17 protein-coding genes are annotated in these 18061 nt (G+C 72.9%); 3 read left to right on the top strand and 14 right to left on the bottom strand.

Annotated elements, in window-relative coordinates; translation table 11 throughout:
- Window positions 1-64: 64 nt before the first annotated feature.
- From ACFY9S_RS30025 to ACFY9S_RS30035, 3 genes are all read right to left on the bottom strand, one after another.
- Window positions 65-1006, bottom strand: a complete 942-nt coding sequence (locus ACFY9S_RS30025) for a phosphotransferase (RefSeq protein ID WP_391134283.1) — start codon at window positions 1004-1006, stop codon at window positions 65-67.
- Between the two features lie 202 nt (window positions 1007-1208).
- The gene (locus ACFY9S_RS30030) at window positions 1209-1418 is read right to left on the bottom strand and encodes a hypothetical protein (protein ID WP_391134286.1); all 210 of its coding nucleotides are present in this window, start codon (window positions 1416-1418) and stop codon (window positions 1209-1211) included.
- Between the two features lie 235 nt (window positions 1419-1653).
- A complete protein-coding gene (locus tag ACFY9S_RS30035; RefSeq protein WP_391134289.1) occupies window positions 1654-1893 on the bottom strand; it encodes a hypothetical protein in 240 nt (79 codons plus the stop codon).
- A gap of 195 nt (window positions 1894-2088) precedes the next feature.
- Between ACFY9S_RS30035 and ACFY9S_RS30040 the strand changes: the two genes are divergently transcribed.
- Window positions 2089-3552: a protein kinase gene (locus tag ACFY9S_RS30040; protein WP_391134292.1), complete on the top strand. Its 1464-nt coding sequence runs from the start codon at window positions 2089-2091 to the stop codon at window positions 3550-3552.
- Window positions 3553-3585: 33 nt separating this feature from the next.
- Here ACFY9S_RS30040 and ACFY9S_RS30045 read toward each other — a convergent pair whose 3' ends face one another.
- From ACFY9S_RS30045 to ACFY9S_RS30090, 10 genes are all read right to left on the bottom strand, one after another.
- On the bottom strand, window positions 3586-3978 hold the full coding sequence (locus tag ACFY9S_RS30045) for an NUDIX domain-containing protein (RefSeq protein ID WP_391134295.1): 393 nt from the start codon (window positions 3976-3978) through the stop codon (window positions 3586-3588).
- A gap of 9 nt (window positions 3979-3987) precedes the next feature.
- On the bottom strand, window positions 3988-4806 hold the full coding sequence (locus ACFY9S_RS30050) for a TrmH family RNA methyltransferase (RefSeq protein WP_391134298.1): 819 nt from the start codon (window positions 4804-4806) through the stop codon (window positions 3988-3990).
- A gap of 63 nt (window positions 4807-4869) precedes the next feature.
- On the bottom strand, window positions 4870-6111 hold the full coding sequence (gene cobA, locus ACFY9S_RS30055) for a uroporphyrinogen-III C-methyltransferase (RefSeq protein ID WP_391134300.1): 1242 nt from the start codon (window positions 6109-6111) through the stop codon (window positions 4870-4872).
- Window positions 6112-6385: 274 nt separating this feature from the next.
- Window positions 6386-10480: a nicotinate-nucleotide--dimethylbenzimidazole phosphoribosyltransferase gene (gene cobT, locus ACFY9S_RS30060; RefSeq protein WP_391134303.1), complete on the bottom strand. Its 4095-nt coding sequence runs from the start codon at window positions 10478-10480 to the stop codon at window positions 6386-6388.
- A 367-nt stretch (window positions 10481-10847) separates the two neighbouring features.
- Entirely contained in the window at window positions 10848-12068 is a 1221-nt protein-coding gene (cbiE, locus tag ACFY9S_RS30065; RefSeq protein ID WP_391134306.1) for a precorrin-6y C5,15-methyltransferase (decarboxylating) subunit CbiE, read from the bottom strand.
- Window positions 12069-12212: 144 nt separating this feature from the next.
- The gene (locus tag ACFY9S_RS30070) at window positions 12213-12845 is read right to left on the bottom strand and encodes a GNAT family N-acetyltransferase (protein WP_102907723.1); all 633 of its coding nucleotides are present in this window, start codon (window positions 12843-12845) and stop codon (window positions 12213-12215) included.
- A 138-nt stretch (window positions 12846-12983) separates the two neighbouring features.
- On the bottom strand, window positions 12984-13802 hold the full coding sequence (locus ACFY9S_RS30075) for a MetQ/NlpA family ABC transporter substrate-binding protein (RefSeq protein ID WP_391134309.1): 819 nt from the start codon (window positions 13800-13802) through the stop codon (window positions 12984-12986).
- A 61-nt stretch (window positions 13803-13863) separates the two neighbouring features.
- Window positions 13864-14571: a methionine ABC transporter permease MetI gene (locus ACFY9S_RS30080; RefSeq protein WP_391134312.1), complete on the bottom strand. Its 708-nt coding sequence runs from the start codon at window positions 14569-14571 to the stop codon at window positions 13864-13866.
- On the bottom strand, window positions 14568-15602 hold the full coding sequence (locus ACFY9S_RS30085) for an ATP-binding cassette domain-containing protein (RefSeq protein WP_391134315.1): 1035 nt from the start codon (window positions 15600-15602) through the stop codon (window positions 14568-14570). Before ACFY9S_RS30085 ends, ACFY9S_RS30080 begins: the two co-directional genes overlap by 4 nt.
- 376 nt (window positions 15603-15978) lie before the next feature.
- Window positions 15979-16629 carry an HAD-IA family hydrolase gene (locus tag ACFY9S_RS30090; protein ID WP_391134318.1) on the bottom strand — a complete coding sequence of 217 codons (651 nt, stop codon included), beginning with the start codon at window positions 16627-16629 and terminating at the stop codon, window positions 15979-15981.
- 69 nt (window positions 16630-16698) lie between these two features.
- On the opposite strand from ACFY9S_RS30090, the gene ACFY9S_RS30095 reads away from it, so the two are divergent.
- Window positions 16699-17058, top strand: coding sequence for a hypothetical protein (locus tag ACFY9S_RS30095; protein ID WP_391134321.1), 360 nt, complete (start codon window positions 16699-16701; stop codon window positions 17056-17058).
- Entirely contained in the window at window positions 17039-17470 is a 432-nt protein-coding gene (locus ACFY9S_RS30100) for a hypothetical protein (RefSeq protein WP_391134324.1), read from the top strand. The genes ACFY9S_RS30095 and ACFY9S_RS30100 overlap by 20 nt, the downstream gene beginning before the upstream one ends.
- Window positions 17471-17522: 52 nt before the next feature.
- Here ACFY9S_RS30100 and ACFY9S_RS30105 read toward each other — a convergent pair whose 3' ends face one another.
- On the bottom strand, window positions 17523-18020 hold the full coding sequence (locus ACFY9S_RS30105; protein ID WP_102907716.1) for a GNAT family N-acetyltransferase: 498 nt from the start codon (window positions 18018-18020) through the stop codon (window positions 17523-17525).
- Between the last annotated feature and the right edge of the window lie 41 nt (window positions 18021-18061).

Genomic DNA, 18061 nt, shown 5'->3' on the forward strand with positions numbered 1-18061 from the left:
CGCCGGTCGGTCCTGCTTCGCGTCTCACCAGGACAGACTGCGTCCCGCTGTGCTCGGTTGCACCCTACTTCGCGTGCCCCTGCACCAACTGGGGCGGGACGGCAGCCATTCGGTCACAGGCGTCCACGACCGACCGCTCCACCTCGTCCAGTGGACGGCCGGCCGCGACCGCCTTGGCGACGGCCCGGGCCGCGGTCTGCGCGGTGAGGGCACGCGCGGGGACATCGAGGGCGGGCCAGGGGTCGCCCTCGGCGGGGACGGCCGGGCCGCCGGCCTCCCGATAGGCGGTGAGGAAGCGGACCCATTCACCGGGCGGGAGCAGGCCGCAGGCGTACCAGGCGGCGGGACGGGCGAGGTCCCAGACGGGGGTGCCGACGCCGAGGTCGTCCACGTCTATCAGCAGCCAGGGCCCATCGGCGGCGGGGTGTCGTACGAGCTGGCCGAGGTGGAGGTCGCCGTGGCAGAGCGTGCCGGTGTGCGGCATCGGTACCTCGGCCCGGGCCCAGGGCGGGAGGGTGGCCCAGGCGCGCAGCACGGGCGCTGCCGCCGGGTGCGGGCCGGCCTCACGGAGCCGGGCGATGGCCCTGGCCGCTTTGGCGGGGCCACGCATGACGGGCAGGTTCTTCGGAGCCGGGACGCGGTGGAGGCGGGCGAGGAGTGCGGCGGCGGCTTCCCAGGGCGCGGCGTCCGGGTCGCCGGGATCCACGGGGGTGCCGTACGGCCAGAACGTCACCAGTCGGCCGTGCAGTACCACCGGAGCGGGGTCCAGTGGAGGCAGCAGGATGTCGGGGTGGTGGGCGGCGAGGGCGAGACGGCTCGTGAGCTCGGCGGGAGTCGTGTCCAGGGGGTGGGCCTTCGCGACGGTGTCCGCATGGCGTACGACGGTGCCGTCCGGGCGGTCCGCGAGCGTGGCCGCGCCGCAGGGGCAGGCCGGTGAGCGGGCGTGGGCGGCGGCTCGGGCCGTGGCGGTGAGGCCGGCCAGGAGCGGGCCGGAGGCGGAGTTCACCGGGGTGAGCGTACGCGCAGACGGAACCCGGCCGGAGGGGACGGGTTCGTTCCAGGTGCTCGGCGGTGGGGGCAAAAGCAATGCCGGCGCAGCTCCCCAGCTGCGCCGGCATTTTTTGCCGTCCGCCGCACCCCCGTCCCCACGGGGTTTCATGGTCGGGATGTCCCCGCCCGGACCGCTCTTCCGGGCCTGGGGTCGCCGCTCAGCGCCCCAGCATCTCGCCCACGGACGACGCCTGTGTGGCCACTGTCTCCCACCCGTCGAAGACGAGGAGGAGCAGGGCCGCCAGGGGAAGGGCCATCAGAGTCGCCACCACCGGGTGGCGACGACCCTGGCGGCGGGGGCGGAACGCGGCGGCGTACACCTTGCGTCCCTCCTCGCGGAGCAGTGTCCGCGGAGCCGTCTGGGCCATGGTCCCTCTCCTGACCGTTCTCAGTTGTCGTTTGGCAGCGGCGGGCGTCTGACCTCGGGGGACGAGTGCTGCACCCGCCGCTTGACCTCAAATCTAGGTGTCCGGCCCTTCCGGGGCGTCATGCCCTCGTACCGATTGCCGGGCCTCCCGGAGGATGAGCCGCCACCTGCGATGTACTCCCCTGGGTGGAGACGGGGACGCGGGTCTCAGGGTCTTCCCCGACGGGGCGGCCGGATCACCCCTCTTTGTCCGAGCTCTGCTCCCGAGGGACCGGCTGTTCCACCAGGGCCAGCACCCGATTCGCCATGAAACGGGCGGTACGTACGACCGTACCGCTACGGGTGACTTCGCTCACTTCCACGACACCTCGGCGTACCGCCGTCTCCACCCTGCGGCCCGCCCTGCTCGCCACCACCTCATACGTGCGCGTCGTGTCCCCCGCGTCCACGACTATCTCCACGCGATCACCCTTCACAGGACCAATCCCCCTTCTGCGACGGGTGGTTGGGATCACTCGCAGCGCGAAGTCCGCCTCTTCGCACCCTCCCTGACCACCTTTCAAGTCTCCCACCCACCACTGACAATCCATCACCCTGAGAGGGCGCGGCCTCTGCGCGCGGGCGGCCGTGGAAACGTAAGCTGTGGCTCGTCACAGGACCGGGCAGCGGGGATGAACATGGCGATGATGCGCCTGAGGCGCGAGGACCCGCGCGTCGTCGGCTCGTTCAGGCTTCACAGACGGCTCGGCGCGGGCGGGATGGGCGTGGTGTACCTGGGCTCCGACAAGAAGGGGCAGCGGGTCGCACTCAAGGTCATCCGCCCCGACCTGGCGGAGGACCAGGAGTTCCGCTCCCGGTTCGCCCGTGAGGTCTCGGCGGCCCGGCGGATCCGCGGCGGTTGCACGGCCCGGCTGGTGGCCGCCGACCTCGACGCGGACCGCCCCTGGTTCGCCACGCAGTACGTGCCCGGCCCGTCCCTGCACGACAAGGTCGCGGCCGAGGGACCGCTCGGCGCCGCCGATGTCGCGGCCATCGGCGCCGCCCTGTCCGAGGGCCTGGTCGCGGTGCACGAGGCCGGGGTGGTGCACCGGGACCTGAAGCCGTCCAACATCCTGCTGTCCCCCAAGGGGCCGCGGATCATCGACTTCGGCATCGCCTGGGCGACCGGTGCCTCGACGCTCACCCACGTCGGCACGGCGGTCGGCTCCCCCGGCTTCCTCGCGCCGGAGCAGGTGCGCGGGGCGACCGTCACACCGGCCACGGACGTGTTCTCGCTCGGTGCCACGCTCGCGTACTCCTCGATGGGTGACTCGCCCTTCGGGCACGGCAGTTCCGAAGTGATGCTCTACCGCGTGGTGCACGAGGAGCCCCAGCTGCACGGCGTGCCCGACGCGCTGGCCCCGCTCGTCCGGGCGTGTCTGGCGAAGGACCCCGAGGACCGGCCCAGCACGCTCCAACTGTCGTTGCGGCTCAAGGAGATCGCGGCCCGGGAGTCGCAGGACCTCGCCGGTGTCCGGCCGCCCGCGCCCCGCGGTGCCGAGACCGAACGGCTCGCCGACACCTACCCGGAGCGCACCCGGCGTCCGCAGGGGCAGCAGGGCGCCGGGACGTCCGGGGCCCAGCGGGGCCGGGGTACTCCCCCGCCGCGGGGGCCGGCTCCCTCCCGGGACGGTCAGCCGTCTCCGGACGGCCCGGCCTCCCAGAGCGGTACCGGTGCGCGGGGCGGAGCCCGGGCGGCCGGTGACGGGAACCGGTCGACAGGCGGCGGAAACCGCGGCAGGACTCCGATGCGGGGTCCCGGCGCCTCGCGCGGCGGCACCTCGTCACGGTCCGGGTCGCGACCGACGCCCACCGGGCGCAACGGGAGGCGGTCGGGCAGCGGCAGCGGCAGCCGCCCCGCACCGCACAGCGGCACCGGGCGTCCGGCGTCCCGGAGCACGGGGACCAGGCTGCGGCCCGCCAATCCGCGGTTGCTGCGGCAGCGGTTGTTCGTGTTCGTCGTCGTGACGCTGCTGGTGGCGGTCGGTATCGCCCTGGTGCAGGGTTGTCAGGGCCCGGCGCGGGGGCTCGGCGGCGACGGGGGCGTCGTACGGCAGGAGCGCGTCCAGCAGGACGACCACCCCCGGGACCCGTAGCCGTACGACGACGGCCCGCCGGTCGGCGGGGCGTCAGAACTCCGGCAGGATCCGCTCGAAGAACTCCCGGTCGCCGGCGAAGACCGGGTCCAGGGCCAGGAACTCCCGCGGGGTGACCCAGCGGGTCTCGGCGACCTCGCGCGGGTCGGGGACCACTTCGCCCGTGTCTGCGCGGGCGGTCCACCAGTGGAGCCGGAAGCGATGGTCGTCGGTCTCCGACTCCCAGAGTTTCGCCTCCGGTACGACGGTGAGCCCCACTTCCTCGCGGACCTCCCGGACGACCGCCTCCTCCTGGGTCTCGCCCGGCTCGACCTTGCCGCTGAGCGGTTGCCAGTAGCCGGGGCGGGCGACCCCGGGGCCGCGCCGGATCGCGAGCAGGCGCTCACCGCGCAGGAGTACGGCCACGACGGCTTCGCGCTGCTCCACGTGCTGCCCCTAGACCTGGGGCCGGCCGGTGGCCACGGCGTAGAAGGCGACTGCCGCCGCCGCGCCGACGTTGAGGGAGTCGACACCGTGGGACATGGGGATGCGGACCCATTCGTCGGCGGCGACCAGGGCCTGGGTGGACAGGCCGTCGCCCTCCGCGCCGAGCATGAGGGCGACGCGGTCCATGGTGTGGGGGGCGGCCTCGTCGAGGGGCCGGGCCTTCTCGTCGGGGGTGAGGGCGAGGAGGGTGAAGCCCGCCTCGCGGACCGACTCCAGGCCCTTGGGCCAGGTGTCCAGGCGGGCGTACGGGACGGAGAAGACCGCTCCCATGGAGACCTTCACGCTGCGTCGGTAGAGGGGATCGGCGCAGTCCGGGGAGAGCAGGACGGCGTCCATGCCGAGGGCTGCGGCCGAGCGGAAGATGGCGCCGATGTTGGTGTGGTCGTTGACCGACTCCATGATGACGACGCGACGGGCCGTCTGGAGGAGACCGGCCGCGGTGGGCAGAGGTCGGCGCTGCATGGAGGCGAGCGCGCCGCGGTGCACGTGGTAGCCGGTGACCTGCTCGGCGAGCTCCGGGCTGACGGCGTAGACCGGGGCGGGGAGTTCGTCGATGACGTCGCGCATGACGTCGACCCACTTGGCCGAGAGCAGCATGGACCGCATCTCGTAGCCCGCTTCCTTGGCCCTTCTGATGACCTTCTCGCCCTCGGCGATGAACAGGCCCTCGGCGGGTTCGCGCTTGCGGCGCAGCTCCACGTCGGTCAGGCCGGTGTAGTCGCGCAGACGCGGGTCGTCGGGATCCTCGACGGTGATGAGATCGGCCACAGGGTGATACTGCCTTGTCCTGGGTGTGGTGCCAACGGCTCGGTACGGTTGTGTTACCCGGGGTTACTTCCGGGGCGCGGGGGCCGCGGGGCCGACCTTCACGACCTCGCCGATGACGATGACCGCCGGGGGCTTCACGTCCTCGGTCCGCACGGTCTCGGCGACCGTCGCGAGCGTGGCGTCGACGCGGCGCTGGCCGGCCGTCGTGCCCTCCTGGACCAGGGCGACGGGTGCGTCCGGGGACTTGCCGTGGGCGATGAGCGTCTCGGCGACCTTGCCGATCGTGCTGACGCCCATGAGGATCACCAGCGTGCCGGTCAGCTTGGCCAAGGACGGCCAGTCGACCAGGGATCGCTCGTCGTCGGGGGCGATGTGGCCGCTGACCACGGTGAACTCGTGGGCGACGCCCCGGTGGGTCACCGGGATGCCGGCGGCGCCCGGGACCGAGATGGAGCTGGAGATTCCGGGCACGACCGTGCACGGGATGCCGGCCTCGGCCAGCGCCTGGACCTCCTCCATGCCGCGCCCGTAGACGAAGGGGTCGCCGCCCTTGAGCCGGACGACCGACCTGCCCTTGCGCGCGTGCTCGATGAGGGCGTCGTTGATCGCCTCCTGGGCCATGAACCTGCCGAAGGGCAGTTTCGCCGCGTCGATCACCTCGACGCCCGGGGACAGTTCGGCGAGCAGGTCGCGCGGGCCGAGGTGGTCGGTGATGACCACGTCGGCCTCGGCGAGCAGGCGGCGGCCGCGCACGGTGATCAGGTCCGGGTCACCGGGGCCGCCGCCGACCAGGGCGACGCCGGGGGTGCGGGTGCGGTGGTGCGGGGCGACCAGCGTGCCGTCACGCAGACCCTCGACGACCGCGTCCCGGATGGCGGCGGTGTGGCGGGGGTCGCGCCCCTTGGCGTCGGTGGTGAGGACCGCGACCGTGACGCCCTCGCTGTGACCGGTGGCCGGGGTCCAGGCGGTGGCCCGGTCGGCGTCGTCGGAGCGGACGCACCAGACCCGGTGGCGCTCGGCTTCCGCGGAGGCGGCCGAGTTGGCAGCGGGGTCGCTGGTGGCGATGAGGGCGTACCAGGCGTCCGCGAGGTCGCCCTCCTGGTACGGGCGCCGGTGCCAGGTGATCTCGCCGGCGTCCGCCATGGCCTCGACCGAGGGGGTGGCCTCCGGGGACACCAGGAGGACGTCCGCGCCCGCCGCGATCAATGCCGGCAGGCGGCGCTGGGCGACCTGGCCGCCGCCGAGGACGACCACGCGACGGCCGGTGAGGCGGAGGCCTACAGGGTAGGCGGGGTGTTCGGCCATGAGGTGCGGCTCCTGTTTGCGGCGGTGTTCGATGCCCTGACGTGCGGATTTTAGTGGGCAGGAGGGAGGGCGGCGCGAGTGGTCCAGTGGCTGGGCGCCCCGCCCGGCCGCCGACGCGGCGAGGGCGGCCCAGTGGCCGGCACCCCGTTCGTCCACCGAGGCGGCACGGTGGTCCAGTGGCCGGGCGCCCGGCCCGTCTGTCGGCGCGTGGGCCGTGGGCGGGCGCTCCGTCCAGGAACGACCGCTCACGGGTCCACGTCGGGCTGCGGGAGCCCTACTTCTCGGTCACTCCGGCCGAATCGAACGTCGCCACCTCGTGCATCGCCCTGGCCGTGCTCTGGACCAGCGGCAGGGCGAGCAGGGCGCCGGTGCCCTCGCCGAGGCGGAGGTCGAGATCGACCAGGGGACGCAGGCCCAGCTTGTTGAGGGCGGCGACATGGCCCGGCTCGGCGCTTCGGTGGCCCGCGATGCACGCGGCCAGGACCTCGGGGGCGATCGCCCGGGCGACCAGGGCGGCGGCGCCGGCGCTGACGCCGTCCAGGATCACCGGCGTACGCAGGGAGGCGCCGCCGAGGAGGAGGCCGACGATTGCGGCGTGCTCGAAACCGCCGATCGCGGCGAGCACGCCGATCGGGTCGGCCGGGTCCGGCTGGTGGAGCTCCAGGGCGCGGCGCACGACCTCGGTCTTGCGGGCGAGGGTCTCGTCGTTGATGCCGGTGCCCCGGCCCGTGACCTCGGCCGGGTCCGCACCCGTGAAGACGGAGATCAGGGCGGCGGACGCGGTGGTGTTCGCGATGCCCATCTCACCGGTCAGCAGGGCCTTGTTGCCGGCGGCGACCAGGTCGCGGGCGGTCTCGATGCCGATCTCGATGGCCTGCCTGGCCTCCTCGCGGCTCATCGAGGGGCCGGTCGTCATGTCGGACGTGCCGGCCCGGATCTTGCGGGGCAGCAGGCCCGGGGTGGCCGGGAGGTCGGCGGCGACGCCCACGTCCACGATGCAGACCTCGGCACCGACCTGGGTGGCGAAGGCGTTGCATACGGCACCGCCGCCGAGGAAGTTGGCCACCATCTGGGCCGTGACCTCCTGCGGCCAGGGGGTGACGCCCTGGGCGTGGACTCCGTGGTCGCCCGCGAAGATCGCGACGGCCGCGGGCTCCGGGATGGGCGGCGGGCACTGGCGGGACAGGCCGGACAGCTGCGCGGAGATGATCTCCAGCATGCCCAGCGCACCGGCCGGCTTGGTCATACGCTTCTGGCGCTCCCACGCCTCGCCGAGCGCCTTGGCGTCCAGCGGGCGGATCTGCGCGACGGTCTCGGCGAGCAGGTCGTGGGGTTCCTCTCCGGGCAGGGCACGGCGGCCGTATGTCTCTTCGTGCACGACCCAGGACAGCGGGCGGCGCTTGGACCAGCCGGCCTGCAACAGCTCGGGCTCGTCCGGGAACTCGTCGACGTAGCCGACGCACAGGTAGGCGATGATCTCCAGGTGCTCGGGCAGACCGAGGGCGCGGACCATCTCGCGCTCGTCGAAGAAGCTGACCCAGCCGACGCCGAGGCCTTCGGCACGGGCGGCGAGCCACAGGTTCTCCACGGCCAGGGCGGCCGAGTACGGGGCCATCTGGGGCTGGGTGTGGCGGCCGAGGGTGTGCCGGCCGCCTCGGGTCGGGTCGGCGGTGACGACGATGTTCACCGGCGTGTCGAGAATGGCCTCGATCTTCAGTTCCTTGAACTGCTTCGCCCGGCCCTTGGGGAGGGACTTCGCGTAGGCGTCGCGCTGGCGCACGGCCAGTTCGTGCATCGCGCGCCGGGTGTCGGCGGAGCGGATGACGACGAAGTCCCACGGCTGCGAGTGGCCGACGGAGGGCGCGTGGTGGGCGGCCTCCAGGACGCGGAGGAGCACCTCGTGCGGGATGGGGTCGCTGCGGAAGCCGTTGCGGATGTCACGGCGTTCGCGCATGACCTTCAGGACGGCCTCGCGCTCGGCGGGGTCGTAGCCGGGGGCCGCGGGGCCGGTGGACTGTCGGGCTTCTGCCACTGCGGCCGCACTCTCTTCTCGGCGTTCCTGGTCGGCGATGTCTTCCTGCTCGGCGGCCCGGGTGTCCAGGTCGTCGGCGCTCTGGGCGAGTTCGGCGTCGCCGTCGCGGGGAGCCGGAACGGTGGCCGCGACCGCCGGGGACTCCAGCGTCTCGGGCGCCGCCGGCCGGGACCGCTGCGGGCCCTGCACGGTCGGCCCGGCCTGCCCCGCCTGCTCTTCGGCGGCCGGGGCGGGTAGTACGACGGTGACGTCCTCGCCGAGTGCCGGGGTGCCCGGGGCGGTTCCCTGAGGGGCGGCGGCGGGCTCGACGGCTTCGGCGACCGAGATGGCTGTGACCGGTTCGGGGGCCTGGGCCGGGGCTGGCGCTTCGGCGGCGGGCGCGGTGGGCGCGGGGGCCTCTGCGGGCTCGCGGGCCTCGGGTACCGAAGGGGTCTGCGGTGCCGAAGGGGTGCCGGGTGCCGAAGGCGCCTCGGGTGCTTGAGCGGGTGCGACGGCGTCCGTGGGGGTCGGTTCCGGAGAGGGCTGAGCCGGGGCGGTCGCCTCCTGGGCCGACTCCGGCGAAGCGGAGTCAGAGGCGGGGGCGGCGCCGGCGGGCTCGGCGCCTTGGGCTACCGGGGCCGGGACCGGGGCAGCGACGGTCTCCGCGACCGGGGCCGGGCCGGGGGTGGCGACGGATTCGGCAGCCGGTTCCGGGGCAACGGCAGCGGCAGGTTCGGCGGGTGGAACGGGCGCGAGTGCATCCTTGCCGACCGGCTCGGCGAATGGAGCGGCCGGTTCCTGACCGACCGACTCCGCGGGCAGAACGGCCGGTTCCTGACCGAGGGACTCCGCGGGCAGAACGGCCGGTTCCTGACCGACCGACTCCGCGGGCGGAGGGGCAGCGCCCTGGCCAGGGGCTTCAGGGCCAGGGGTGCCGGGTTGCGGAGCCGTCGCCTCGGGCTCCTGCGCGACCGCGACCGGCGTGGCGTCAGTTGCCGCAGGGGGCTGGGGCGCAGCCTCCGCGGCGGTGGCCTCCGGCTCCGGTGCGGCGGCCTCGGAGGCTTCCGTGGCCGGGCCCGGTGCGGCGGCCTCGGGGGCAACGCCCACGCCCGCCGCCGGCACCTGCGCAACGGCCTCCGGGGCTACTGCGTCGGGGGCGTGAGCGGCGTCCGGTACCGGGGCGGGGGCCTCCGCACCGACGGCCTCGGGCGGAGTGACGACGGCGAACTCCGGGGCGGCGGCAGCCTCAGGGAACGGGACCGCTTCCGGGACCTGACCGGCCTCCGGGGCAGGAGCCGGCGCGGCGGCCTGCTCGGCGACCGCCACCGGGCTCTGTCCGCCGACGGCGTCCGGTACGGGGAACTCCGAGGAGACACCGGCAGGTGCACCGCCCTGCGCAGAGCCGTCCACGGCGTGCCCGGGCTCCGCAGCCGACGGCACGGCAACCGCCGGGGCGGCTACGGTGCCGGCCTGGGCGACGGCCGCTCGCTCCTCCGCGTCCATGCCCGGCCCAACGGCGTCCGCCCCCGGTACGGGCATGACCTGCTCCGCGGCGGCCACGGGGGCTCCGTCCGGGCCGGCGCCCGCACCCGCGGGGCCGGGCTCGGCCATCTGACCGGCCTCAGCCGCAGCTGCCCGGCCCTCGGCAGAGGCGACGCCCGGACCGACGGGGTCACCCACCGAGACCTGCCCGGCCTCGGCCGGTGCCGGAGGTGCCGTGTGGCTGGTCTCCGTCATCTCACTGGTCGTGACCGCCTGGGCCGGTCCCGTCGGCTCCGCCACCGTTGGCTCCGCCGCCGGAACAACCGTTTCCGCAGGCGCCGCCCCGGCGCTCACCGGGGCCGGAGGCGTGCCCGGTACGCCCCAGGGTGCGGCGGGCTGCGCGGGCATCTCGGGAGCGCGGGGGCCGTCGAGGTACTCGGGGCCCGCGGCGGACGGCACCGGCTGGCGCACGGGCGCGTCCGCGGGGCCGCGGTCGGCGAGGGAGCGGACCGGGCTGGCGGAGCTGTCGGGCAGCGGCGGGCCGAGGTGCAGGGGCCGGCGCGGGGTGACGGGCGGGATCGGCGGCGGGTCGGGCAGACGGACGCCGCCGAGGTCGACCGAGCCGCTGTCGCGGCCGGAGATCTCGTGCGGGCCCGGCTGGTGCACGGCCTCGAGGACCGGCTCCGGCGCGGGCGGAGGGACCTCGTTGCCCCAGGCGCCCTGGGCACCGGGCAACAGCAGCAGGTCTTCGTCCTCTGCCTCTGCGGTGGTCTCGGAGAGGTAGGTGTACGCACCGGGCGCGGCGACGCCCGGCTGCTCCACCATGCCTGCACTCTCCGGCAGCCCCTCGCCCGGGACCTGGCCGGTGTCGGTCATGCGTACCCCTCGCCCATCGGTTAGTGCTCCTACGACCTGCTCGCCCGGAACGGCGCACCGACCGCCCCGCAGTGAAGAACGAGCGTGCGTCCCCAGCGGCACGAACGGTCCGCCCCGAAAAGGCGACAAAGCCATTCACTGGCATTGTTGCGGCCGTACCACCCTCTCGGCAGCTTGATCCGCGACGGTTCCGCTGTGGACTGCGCCACGTTGCGCGCCCTTCGGTTCTGCCGTACCACACACAGCCCAAAACGGGCGCGTTTTCCGGACATTGGCCGACGAAGCGCCGGGCGTCCTTGTGCGGTGCAGCGATCGGCCAGCCTACCGCGCGCAGTACGACAAGCCGATCACGGGGACGGCGGCGTGGTCAGGCGCCGCGCCGCGGCAGCACGCCGCTGAGCAGGAACGCGACGCTCCGCTCCTTCTCCGTCCAGGCCTTGCTGTCGAGTTCGACGGACTGCAGCAGGGCGCACTCGACGCCGTAGCCGTGCTCGGTGAGGTCGCGGCCGATGAGTTCGGCGGCGTCGCGGGTGGCGGCGTGCGTGACGATGCGCTGCGGGCGTCGGTCTGCGACCGCCGAGACGACGGCCGCTCCCCCGCCACCGACCCGGACGACATCGGGTTCGGGGAGGTTCTCCAGGATGTGCGGGGCGGTGCCGTGCACGATCTGGAGCTGGACGCCGAGGCGGCGGGCGGCGGCGTCGGTGCGGGCGCAGGCGGACCGGTCGCTGTCGACGGCGAGGACGGCGGCACCGGCCCGTGCGGCCTCGACGGCGAAGGCGCCGCTGCGGCAGCCGATGTCCCAGACGAGGTCGCCGACGCGGGGCCCGAGGCGGGCGAGTTGGGAGGCGCGCAGCAGGTGGGTCTCCCCCTCGCCGAGATCCGCGCCGTACGCGTCGGCGGGCAGGGTCCAGCCGCGCGGTCCGGCGGACGGGTCGCGGCCGGAGATCCAGCCGCCTGCCTCCACCGCCGCGTCCGGCCGGGACGGACCGCCGAGGACGATGACGACATTGGGGTCGCGCCAGGTGTGGTCGGCGGCCTTGTCGGAGGTGACGACGGAGACGCGCTCGCGGGTGGTGCCGAGTTCCTCGCAGACGACGAAGGAGCGGTGGACTCCGTCGAGGAGCAGACCGAGTTCGGCGGGGCCGGCGCCGGGTGAGGTGAGGACCGCGACCTTGGTGTGGGCGCGGCAGACGTTGACGGCGCGTCGCAGCGTACGGGGGTGTGCGGCGACCACCTGTGCGTCGTCCCAGGGCATGCCGGCCCGGGCGAAGGCGGCGGCGACGGCGGAGACGGCGGGGACGACCTCCACCTCAAGGCCGAACTCGGGGGCGCGCAGCGTGCGTACGACGCCGAAGAAGCCGGGGTCGCCGTCGGCGAGCACGACGGCCGTGCCGCGGTGGCCGGCGATGCGGCGGGCGGCGAGGGCGACACTGCCGAGGCGGATGCGCTCGGCGCCGGCGGGTACCTCGGGGAGCGCCAGGTGGTGGGCGGCACCGGCCACGAGCGTGGCGGCACCCAGGGCGGCGCTCGCCGCGGCGGTCAGCGGCGAACCGTCCCAGCCGATCACCGTGACCCGGTCGGCCATCGTCGTCAGCCTCCTGGGTTTTCGCAGGTCGTCTGCGTGGCGTTGTGGGGGGCAGCCCGCGGGTGGGCTCCGTGAGGGTACCCGGTGGAGGCCTCGGAGGGAGCCGCGGCGTCGTCGTCGCCGTCGTCCTGCGGGTGGTTCCGGTCAGTTCCAGTCGCCGAAGGACGTGAAGCCGTCCCGCAACTGCTCGCCGACGCCTTCCAGGTCCTCGGGGAGCAGGCTCCAGACGATGAAGTCGGTGCGCACGTCGGTCCATGTGCCGTCCTCGGCACGGGCCCGGGCTATACAGGCGTTGCGCAGCACGCCCTCGCTGATACAGCCGATCTTCTGCGCGACCTGCTGGGAGGCGGTGTTGTCGGCCGCCGTGCGCAGTTCGATGCGCTCGAACTTCTGGTCCCCCAGGAGCCACTGGGCGGTGGCCAGGGCCGCCTCGGAGGCGTAGCCCTCGCCGCGGGCCCAGGGGGCGATGATGTACGACATCTCGGTGGAGCGCACGCGCCAGTTCGTCTTGGTGAGCTGGATGACGCCGACCAGGCGCTGGGTGAGGAACTCGGTGACCGCGAAGTCGATTCCGCGTCCCCCGGTGCGCTCGGCGGGGGCGTGGTCGGTGATCCAGGTGCGGGCGCCGTCCTCCGTGAAGGGCTGGGGAGCACGGGTCCAGGCGGCCACCTGTTCGTCGTTCATCATCGCGGCCAGGGAGGCGACGTCGTCTTCGTCGAGGGGACGCAGCACCAACCGCTCCGTGCTGATGGAGATGTTGGGGAAGGTGCTCGTCATGCGCCGCTCCGTAACCTTCGGTGAACCTTCTGGGCATGCTGAACTGCCCAGCATGCAGCATGAAAGCATCGGTCCGCATCACGGGGCCCTCCCCCCGTGGATGGAGGAAGGGCCCGTGCGCGGGTGCCGGGCGTCGGCTCAGAACGAGGCGAGCACGGAGCCGGCGTACTTGTCCTGGATGAACTTCTTCACCTCGGGCGAGGTGAGGAGCTTCGCGAGTTTCTTCACGCGCGGGTCGTCCTCGTCGCCCTTCTTCACGGCGAGGAAGTTGCCGTAGGGGTTGCTCTTCGGCGACTCCAGGATCAGGGCGTCCTCGGAGGGCTTGAGGTCGGACTCGATGGCGTAGTTGCCGTTGACGACGGCGGCGTCCACGTCGTCGAGGGAGCGCGGCGTCTGGGCCGCCTCCAGCTCCTTGAACTCGAGGTTCTTGGGGTTCTTGGTGATGTCGGAGGGGGTCGCCTCGTTGCCGACGCCCGCCTTGAGGGTGATGAGTCCGTCGGCGGCGAGGAGCTTGAGGGCTCGGGCCTCGTTGACCGTGTCGTTGGGGATGGCGACGGTGGCACCGCTCTTCAGGTCGCCGGCCTTCTTGACCTTGTGGGAGTAGAGGCCGAGCGGCTCCAGGTGGACCGTGACGACGGGCACGATGTCGGTGCCGTTCTTCTTGTTGAAGTCGTCGAGGTACGGCTTGTTCTGGAAGTAGTTGGCGCCGACCGAGCCGTCCTGCGTCGCCGTGTTCGGGGTCACGTAGTCGGTGAACTCCTTGACCTGGAGGTCGAGCCCTTCCTTCTCGGCGAGGTTGTCCTTGACGTAGTTCAGGATCTCGGCGTGCGGGACGGGGCTGGCGGCGACGATCAGGGGGCCGTCGGTGCCGGAGCTGCCGGCGCCGCATGCGCTGAGCCCGAGGGTGAGGGCTCCGGCGGCGAGGACGGCGGTGGTGATCTTGGCGGTGTTACGCACGAAAAGTGCCTTTCCTTATGGCCTTGCGGGTGGTGCGACCCCGTTGAGGGTGACGGGGTGTTCAGGAGGCGGCTTTGAGGAGCCGCAGTTTGGGGGCGGGGCCCGCGTGGGAGCCGCGGAGGTGCAGGGAGCGGGCCGCGTAGTCGCCGGCGAACTGGATGACCGAGATGACGACGGCGAGGATCGCGACGGTGACCCACATCAGCTGGGTCTCGAAGCGCTGGTAGCCGTAGCGGATGGCGATGTCGCCGAGGCCGCCGGCGCCGACGGTGCCCGCCATGGCCGAGTAGCCGATGAGGGCGACGATCGTGGTGGTGGTGCTGGAGATCAGCGACGGCAGGGACTCGGGGACGAGGACCCTGCGGACGATGGTCCAGGTGTTGCCGCCCATGGACTGCACGGCCTCGACGAGTCCGTGGTCCACTTCGCGGACGGCCGTCTCGACCAGGCGCGCGAAGAACGGGATGGCGCCGACGGCGAGCGGCACGATGGCTGCCTCGACGCCGATGGTCGTCCCGGTGATCGAGCGGGTGAAGCCCATCAGCGCGACCATCAGGATGATGAACGGCAGGGAGCGGGCGATGTTCACGACCTGCCCGATGACCTTGTTGGCCGTGAGGTTCTGCAGGAGGCCGCCCCGGTCGGTGAGGACCAGCAGGATGCCGAGCGGCAGTCCGCCGACGACGGCGATGAGCGTGGACCAGCCGACCATGTAGAGCGTGTCCCAACACGCCTGCTCCAGCAGGGGCTGCATCTCGGACCAGGTCACTTGGCACCTTCCTTCACCGGTTCGGTCTCGTGGCCCACCACGTCGATCTGGAGCCCCCGCTCACGCAGGAAGCCGATCGGCACGACGTTGTCCTCGTAGCGGCCGGGCAGTTCGATGCGCATCCGGCCGACCTGGAGGCCGCCGACGGTGTCGATGGCGGCGCCGAGGATCGATATGTCGATGTTGTAGGTGCGGGCCAGCTGCGAGATGACGGGCTGGGTGGCGCTCTCGCCCTGGAAGGTGACGTCGACGACGGTGCGGTCCTCGCCGGAGGCCTCGCCGCCGAGCGGGAACAGCGCCGAGGCGAGTTCCGAGCCGGGGGTCGCGAGAAGCTCGCTGACCGTGCCGGACTCGACGATGCGCCCGTTCTCCATGAGGGCGGCCGAGTCGCAGACGGACTTCACGACGTCCATTTCGTGAGTGATGAGCAGAACCGTCAGGCCGAGCTGCCGGTTGAGGTCGCGCAGCAGCGCCAGGATCGAGCGGGTGGTCTCCGGGTCGAGGGCGCTGGTGGCCTCGTCGGACAGCAGCACCTTCGGGTCGCCGGCGAGCGCGCGGGCGATGCCGACCCGCTGCTTCTGGCCGCCGGAGAGCTGGGCCGGGTAGGACTTCGCCTTGTCGGCCAGGCCGACCAGGTCGAGCAGCTCCAGTGCCTTGCGGGAGCGTTCCCGCCCTGCCGTGCCGAGGATCTCCAGCGGCAGTTCGACGTTGTCCTGGACGGTCCGGGAGGACAGCAGGTTGAAGTGCTGGAAGACCATGCCGATGCGGCTGCGCGCCTGCCGCAGTTCCCTCCCGGCGCGCGGACCTCGGCCGGCCAGGGCGGTGAGGTTCTGCCCGGCCACGGTCACGGTGCCGGCCGTGGGGCGTTCCAGCAGGTTGACGCAGCGGATGAGCGAGGACTTGCCGGCGCCGGACTGGCCGATGACGCCGTACACCTCGCCTTCGCGGACGTGCAGGTCGACGCCGTCCAGGGCGGTGACCTCGCGGCCGCGTGCACGGTAGACCTTGGTCAGGCCCGAGGTGGTGATCACTGGGATTCCGTCACTGTCGAGTGCGCGGGCGTGGGTGTGCCCGGGCACAGGTGCGTTCGGTCAGAGACGCGACACGGTTCTCGCTGGGAAGTGGAACCGGGGAGAACGGGCGCGCGGGGCGGCTTGGGGTCACGCGGCGCTCAGGGCGTGCGGACAGGCCGCGGTCTCGCTTCGGGGCGCGAGCTCAGGGGGTGGTGCGGGGGCCCTCTAGAAGGCGCACATTCGACACATACAACGAGCACCGGGCGTCATGGTCGCCTCGGTCGCAGGGATGCGGTCGCTCGTCGTGGTCATGCCGTCAGTAAAACACGCGTACGGTCCTTACCGACCCTCCGCTGTCCGGATGCTGGACAGCGGTGGACAAGGTCGTGAGCGTTCAGGCGCGCGGGGAAATCTCCACGCCCTGGTCGGTGACCAGTGCGGACAGGGCCGACAGGTTCTCGACGACCAGATCGGCCCGGAGTTCGTGCGCCTGGTGGGTTGTGGTCAACGCCACGGTGGTCATGCCGGCGGCGCGGCCGGACGCCAGGCCCGCGGGGGCGTCCTCGAAGACGACGCAGTGTGCCGGGTCGACGCCGAGGGCGCGGGCGGCGAGGAGGTAGGGCTCGGGGTCGGGCTTGCCGCGCGTGATGTCGTCGGCCGCGACGAGCGTCTTGGGCAGGATGCCGACGGCGTCGAGCCGGGCCTCGGCGAGGCGCCGGGTGGCGGAGGTGACGACGGCCCAGCGGTCGCCGGGCAGGGAGTCGAGGAAGCCGCGGGTGCCGGGCAACAGGTGCACACCGCCGTTCGGTACGTCGTCGACCTCCAGGTCCTCGATGCGGGCGACGGCCCGCGGGACGATCTCGGCGGGCAGCAGGTCGGCGGCTATCTCGGCGGCCGGCCGGCCGTGCAGTTCGATCCGGGCGAACTCCTCGGCCGTGATGCCGTACTCCGTGGCCCATCGCGTCCAGCAGCGGTCCACGGAGGCGAGGGAGGAGACGAGGGTTCCGTCGTTGTCGAACAGCAGGGCCTGGGCGTGGATCGTCATGCCCTCGACCCTACGGTGCAGGCCAGGGCCGCGGGCATCGGGCCTTTTCGGCCGTAATAGGGTCGCAGCATGCTTGATGCCCTGACGCTGGTGATCGGCGTCGCCGCGCTGCTGCTCGCCGCCTGGTGCGGCTGGGCCGCCTACCGTGACCAGCCGACGAAGGACTGGCACTTCATCGGGATGGCCGTGGTCACACTGCTGTCGCTGGTCCAGTTGGTGGTCGGGATCGTGCTGCTGGCGCGGGGCGAGGAGCCGGAGCAGGGGACGACGATCTTCGTGGCGTATCTGCTGGGGGCGTTCGCCTGTGTCCCGGCGGCCGGATTCCTGTCGCTGGCCGAGCGGACGCGGTGGGGTTCGGTGACGGTGGCCGCCGGCGGTGTGGTGCTGGCGGTGCTGGAGGTGCGTCTCCATGACATCTGGGGAGGCTGAGGTGAGCCGTCGGCGACTGATCAGCGGGCCGGGCACGCTGCTGGTGTGGCTGTACGGCGTGATGGTCGTGGGCGCGGTGTCGCGGTCCGCGTATCAGATCGCGACGGAGTTCGACCGGGCACCGCTGGCGTACTCGCTGTCGGCGGTGGCGGGGCTGGTGTACGGGTTCATCACGTACTCGCTGGTGCGGGGCGGGGAGAAGGCGCGAAAGGCCGCGTTGGCGTGCTGTGTGGCCGAGTTGGTGGGTGTACTGACGGTGGGGACCTGGACGTTGATCGAGCCGTCGGCCTTCCCGGACGCGACCGTGTGGTCGGACTTCGGGTTGGGGTACGTGTTCATCCCCATTCTGTTGCCGGTGTCGGCGATCTACTGGCTGCGGACGTCGCGTGCGCGGCAGGGGGACAGCGACTGAGGGGCGTCGGCGAGTGCGGGATTGATCGCGCAGCTCCCCGCGCCCCTGAGTGTCAAGCCGTCGCCGCGTAGGCCCCGGCCGGCTTCTCCAGGACGATCATCGGTACGCCGTCGGAGCCCTGGGACGTGCCCACCGTCTCGTAGCCGACCTTGCGGTAGAGGCGGAGGTTGCCCTCGCTGCGGTGGCCGGTGTGGAGGCGGAAGCGGGTGGCGCCGTGCTGGTCGGCGAGGGCCGTCTCGGCCGCCCGGAGCAGGCGGGCGCCGATGCCGTGCCCCTGGAGCCGGGGATGGACGCAGAGCTTGCCGATCCCGGCGGCGCCGTCCTCGGTGACCGAGCCGCGGACCGAGCCCACGACCTCCTCGCCGAGCCGGGCCACGAAGACGCAGTCGCGGGTGACCTCCTCGCGGACCGAGTCGAGGGTTTGGACGAGCGGGTCGATGCGGTAGTTCCCGTACAGCGCCGCCTCCGTCTGGAAGCACAGGTACTGCAGTCTGAAGATCTGCTCCGCGTCCTGCTCGGTCGCCGCAGAGATGGTCACGCTCATGCCCATGTGCGCACGCCTCCCGCTCATCTGATCACCAGTCGTCCTCC

Origin of the sequence: Streptomyces sp. NPDC012474 (assembly GCF_042955185.1) — a bacterium.
Lineage (GTDB): Bacteria > Actinomycetota > Actinomycetes > Streptomycetales > Streptomycetaceae > Streptomyces > Streptomyces cahuitamycinicus.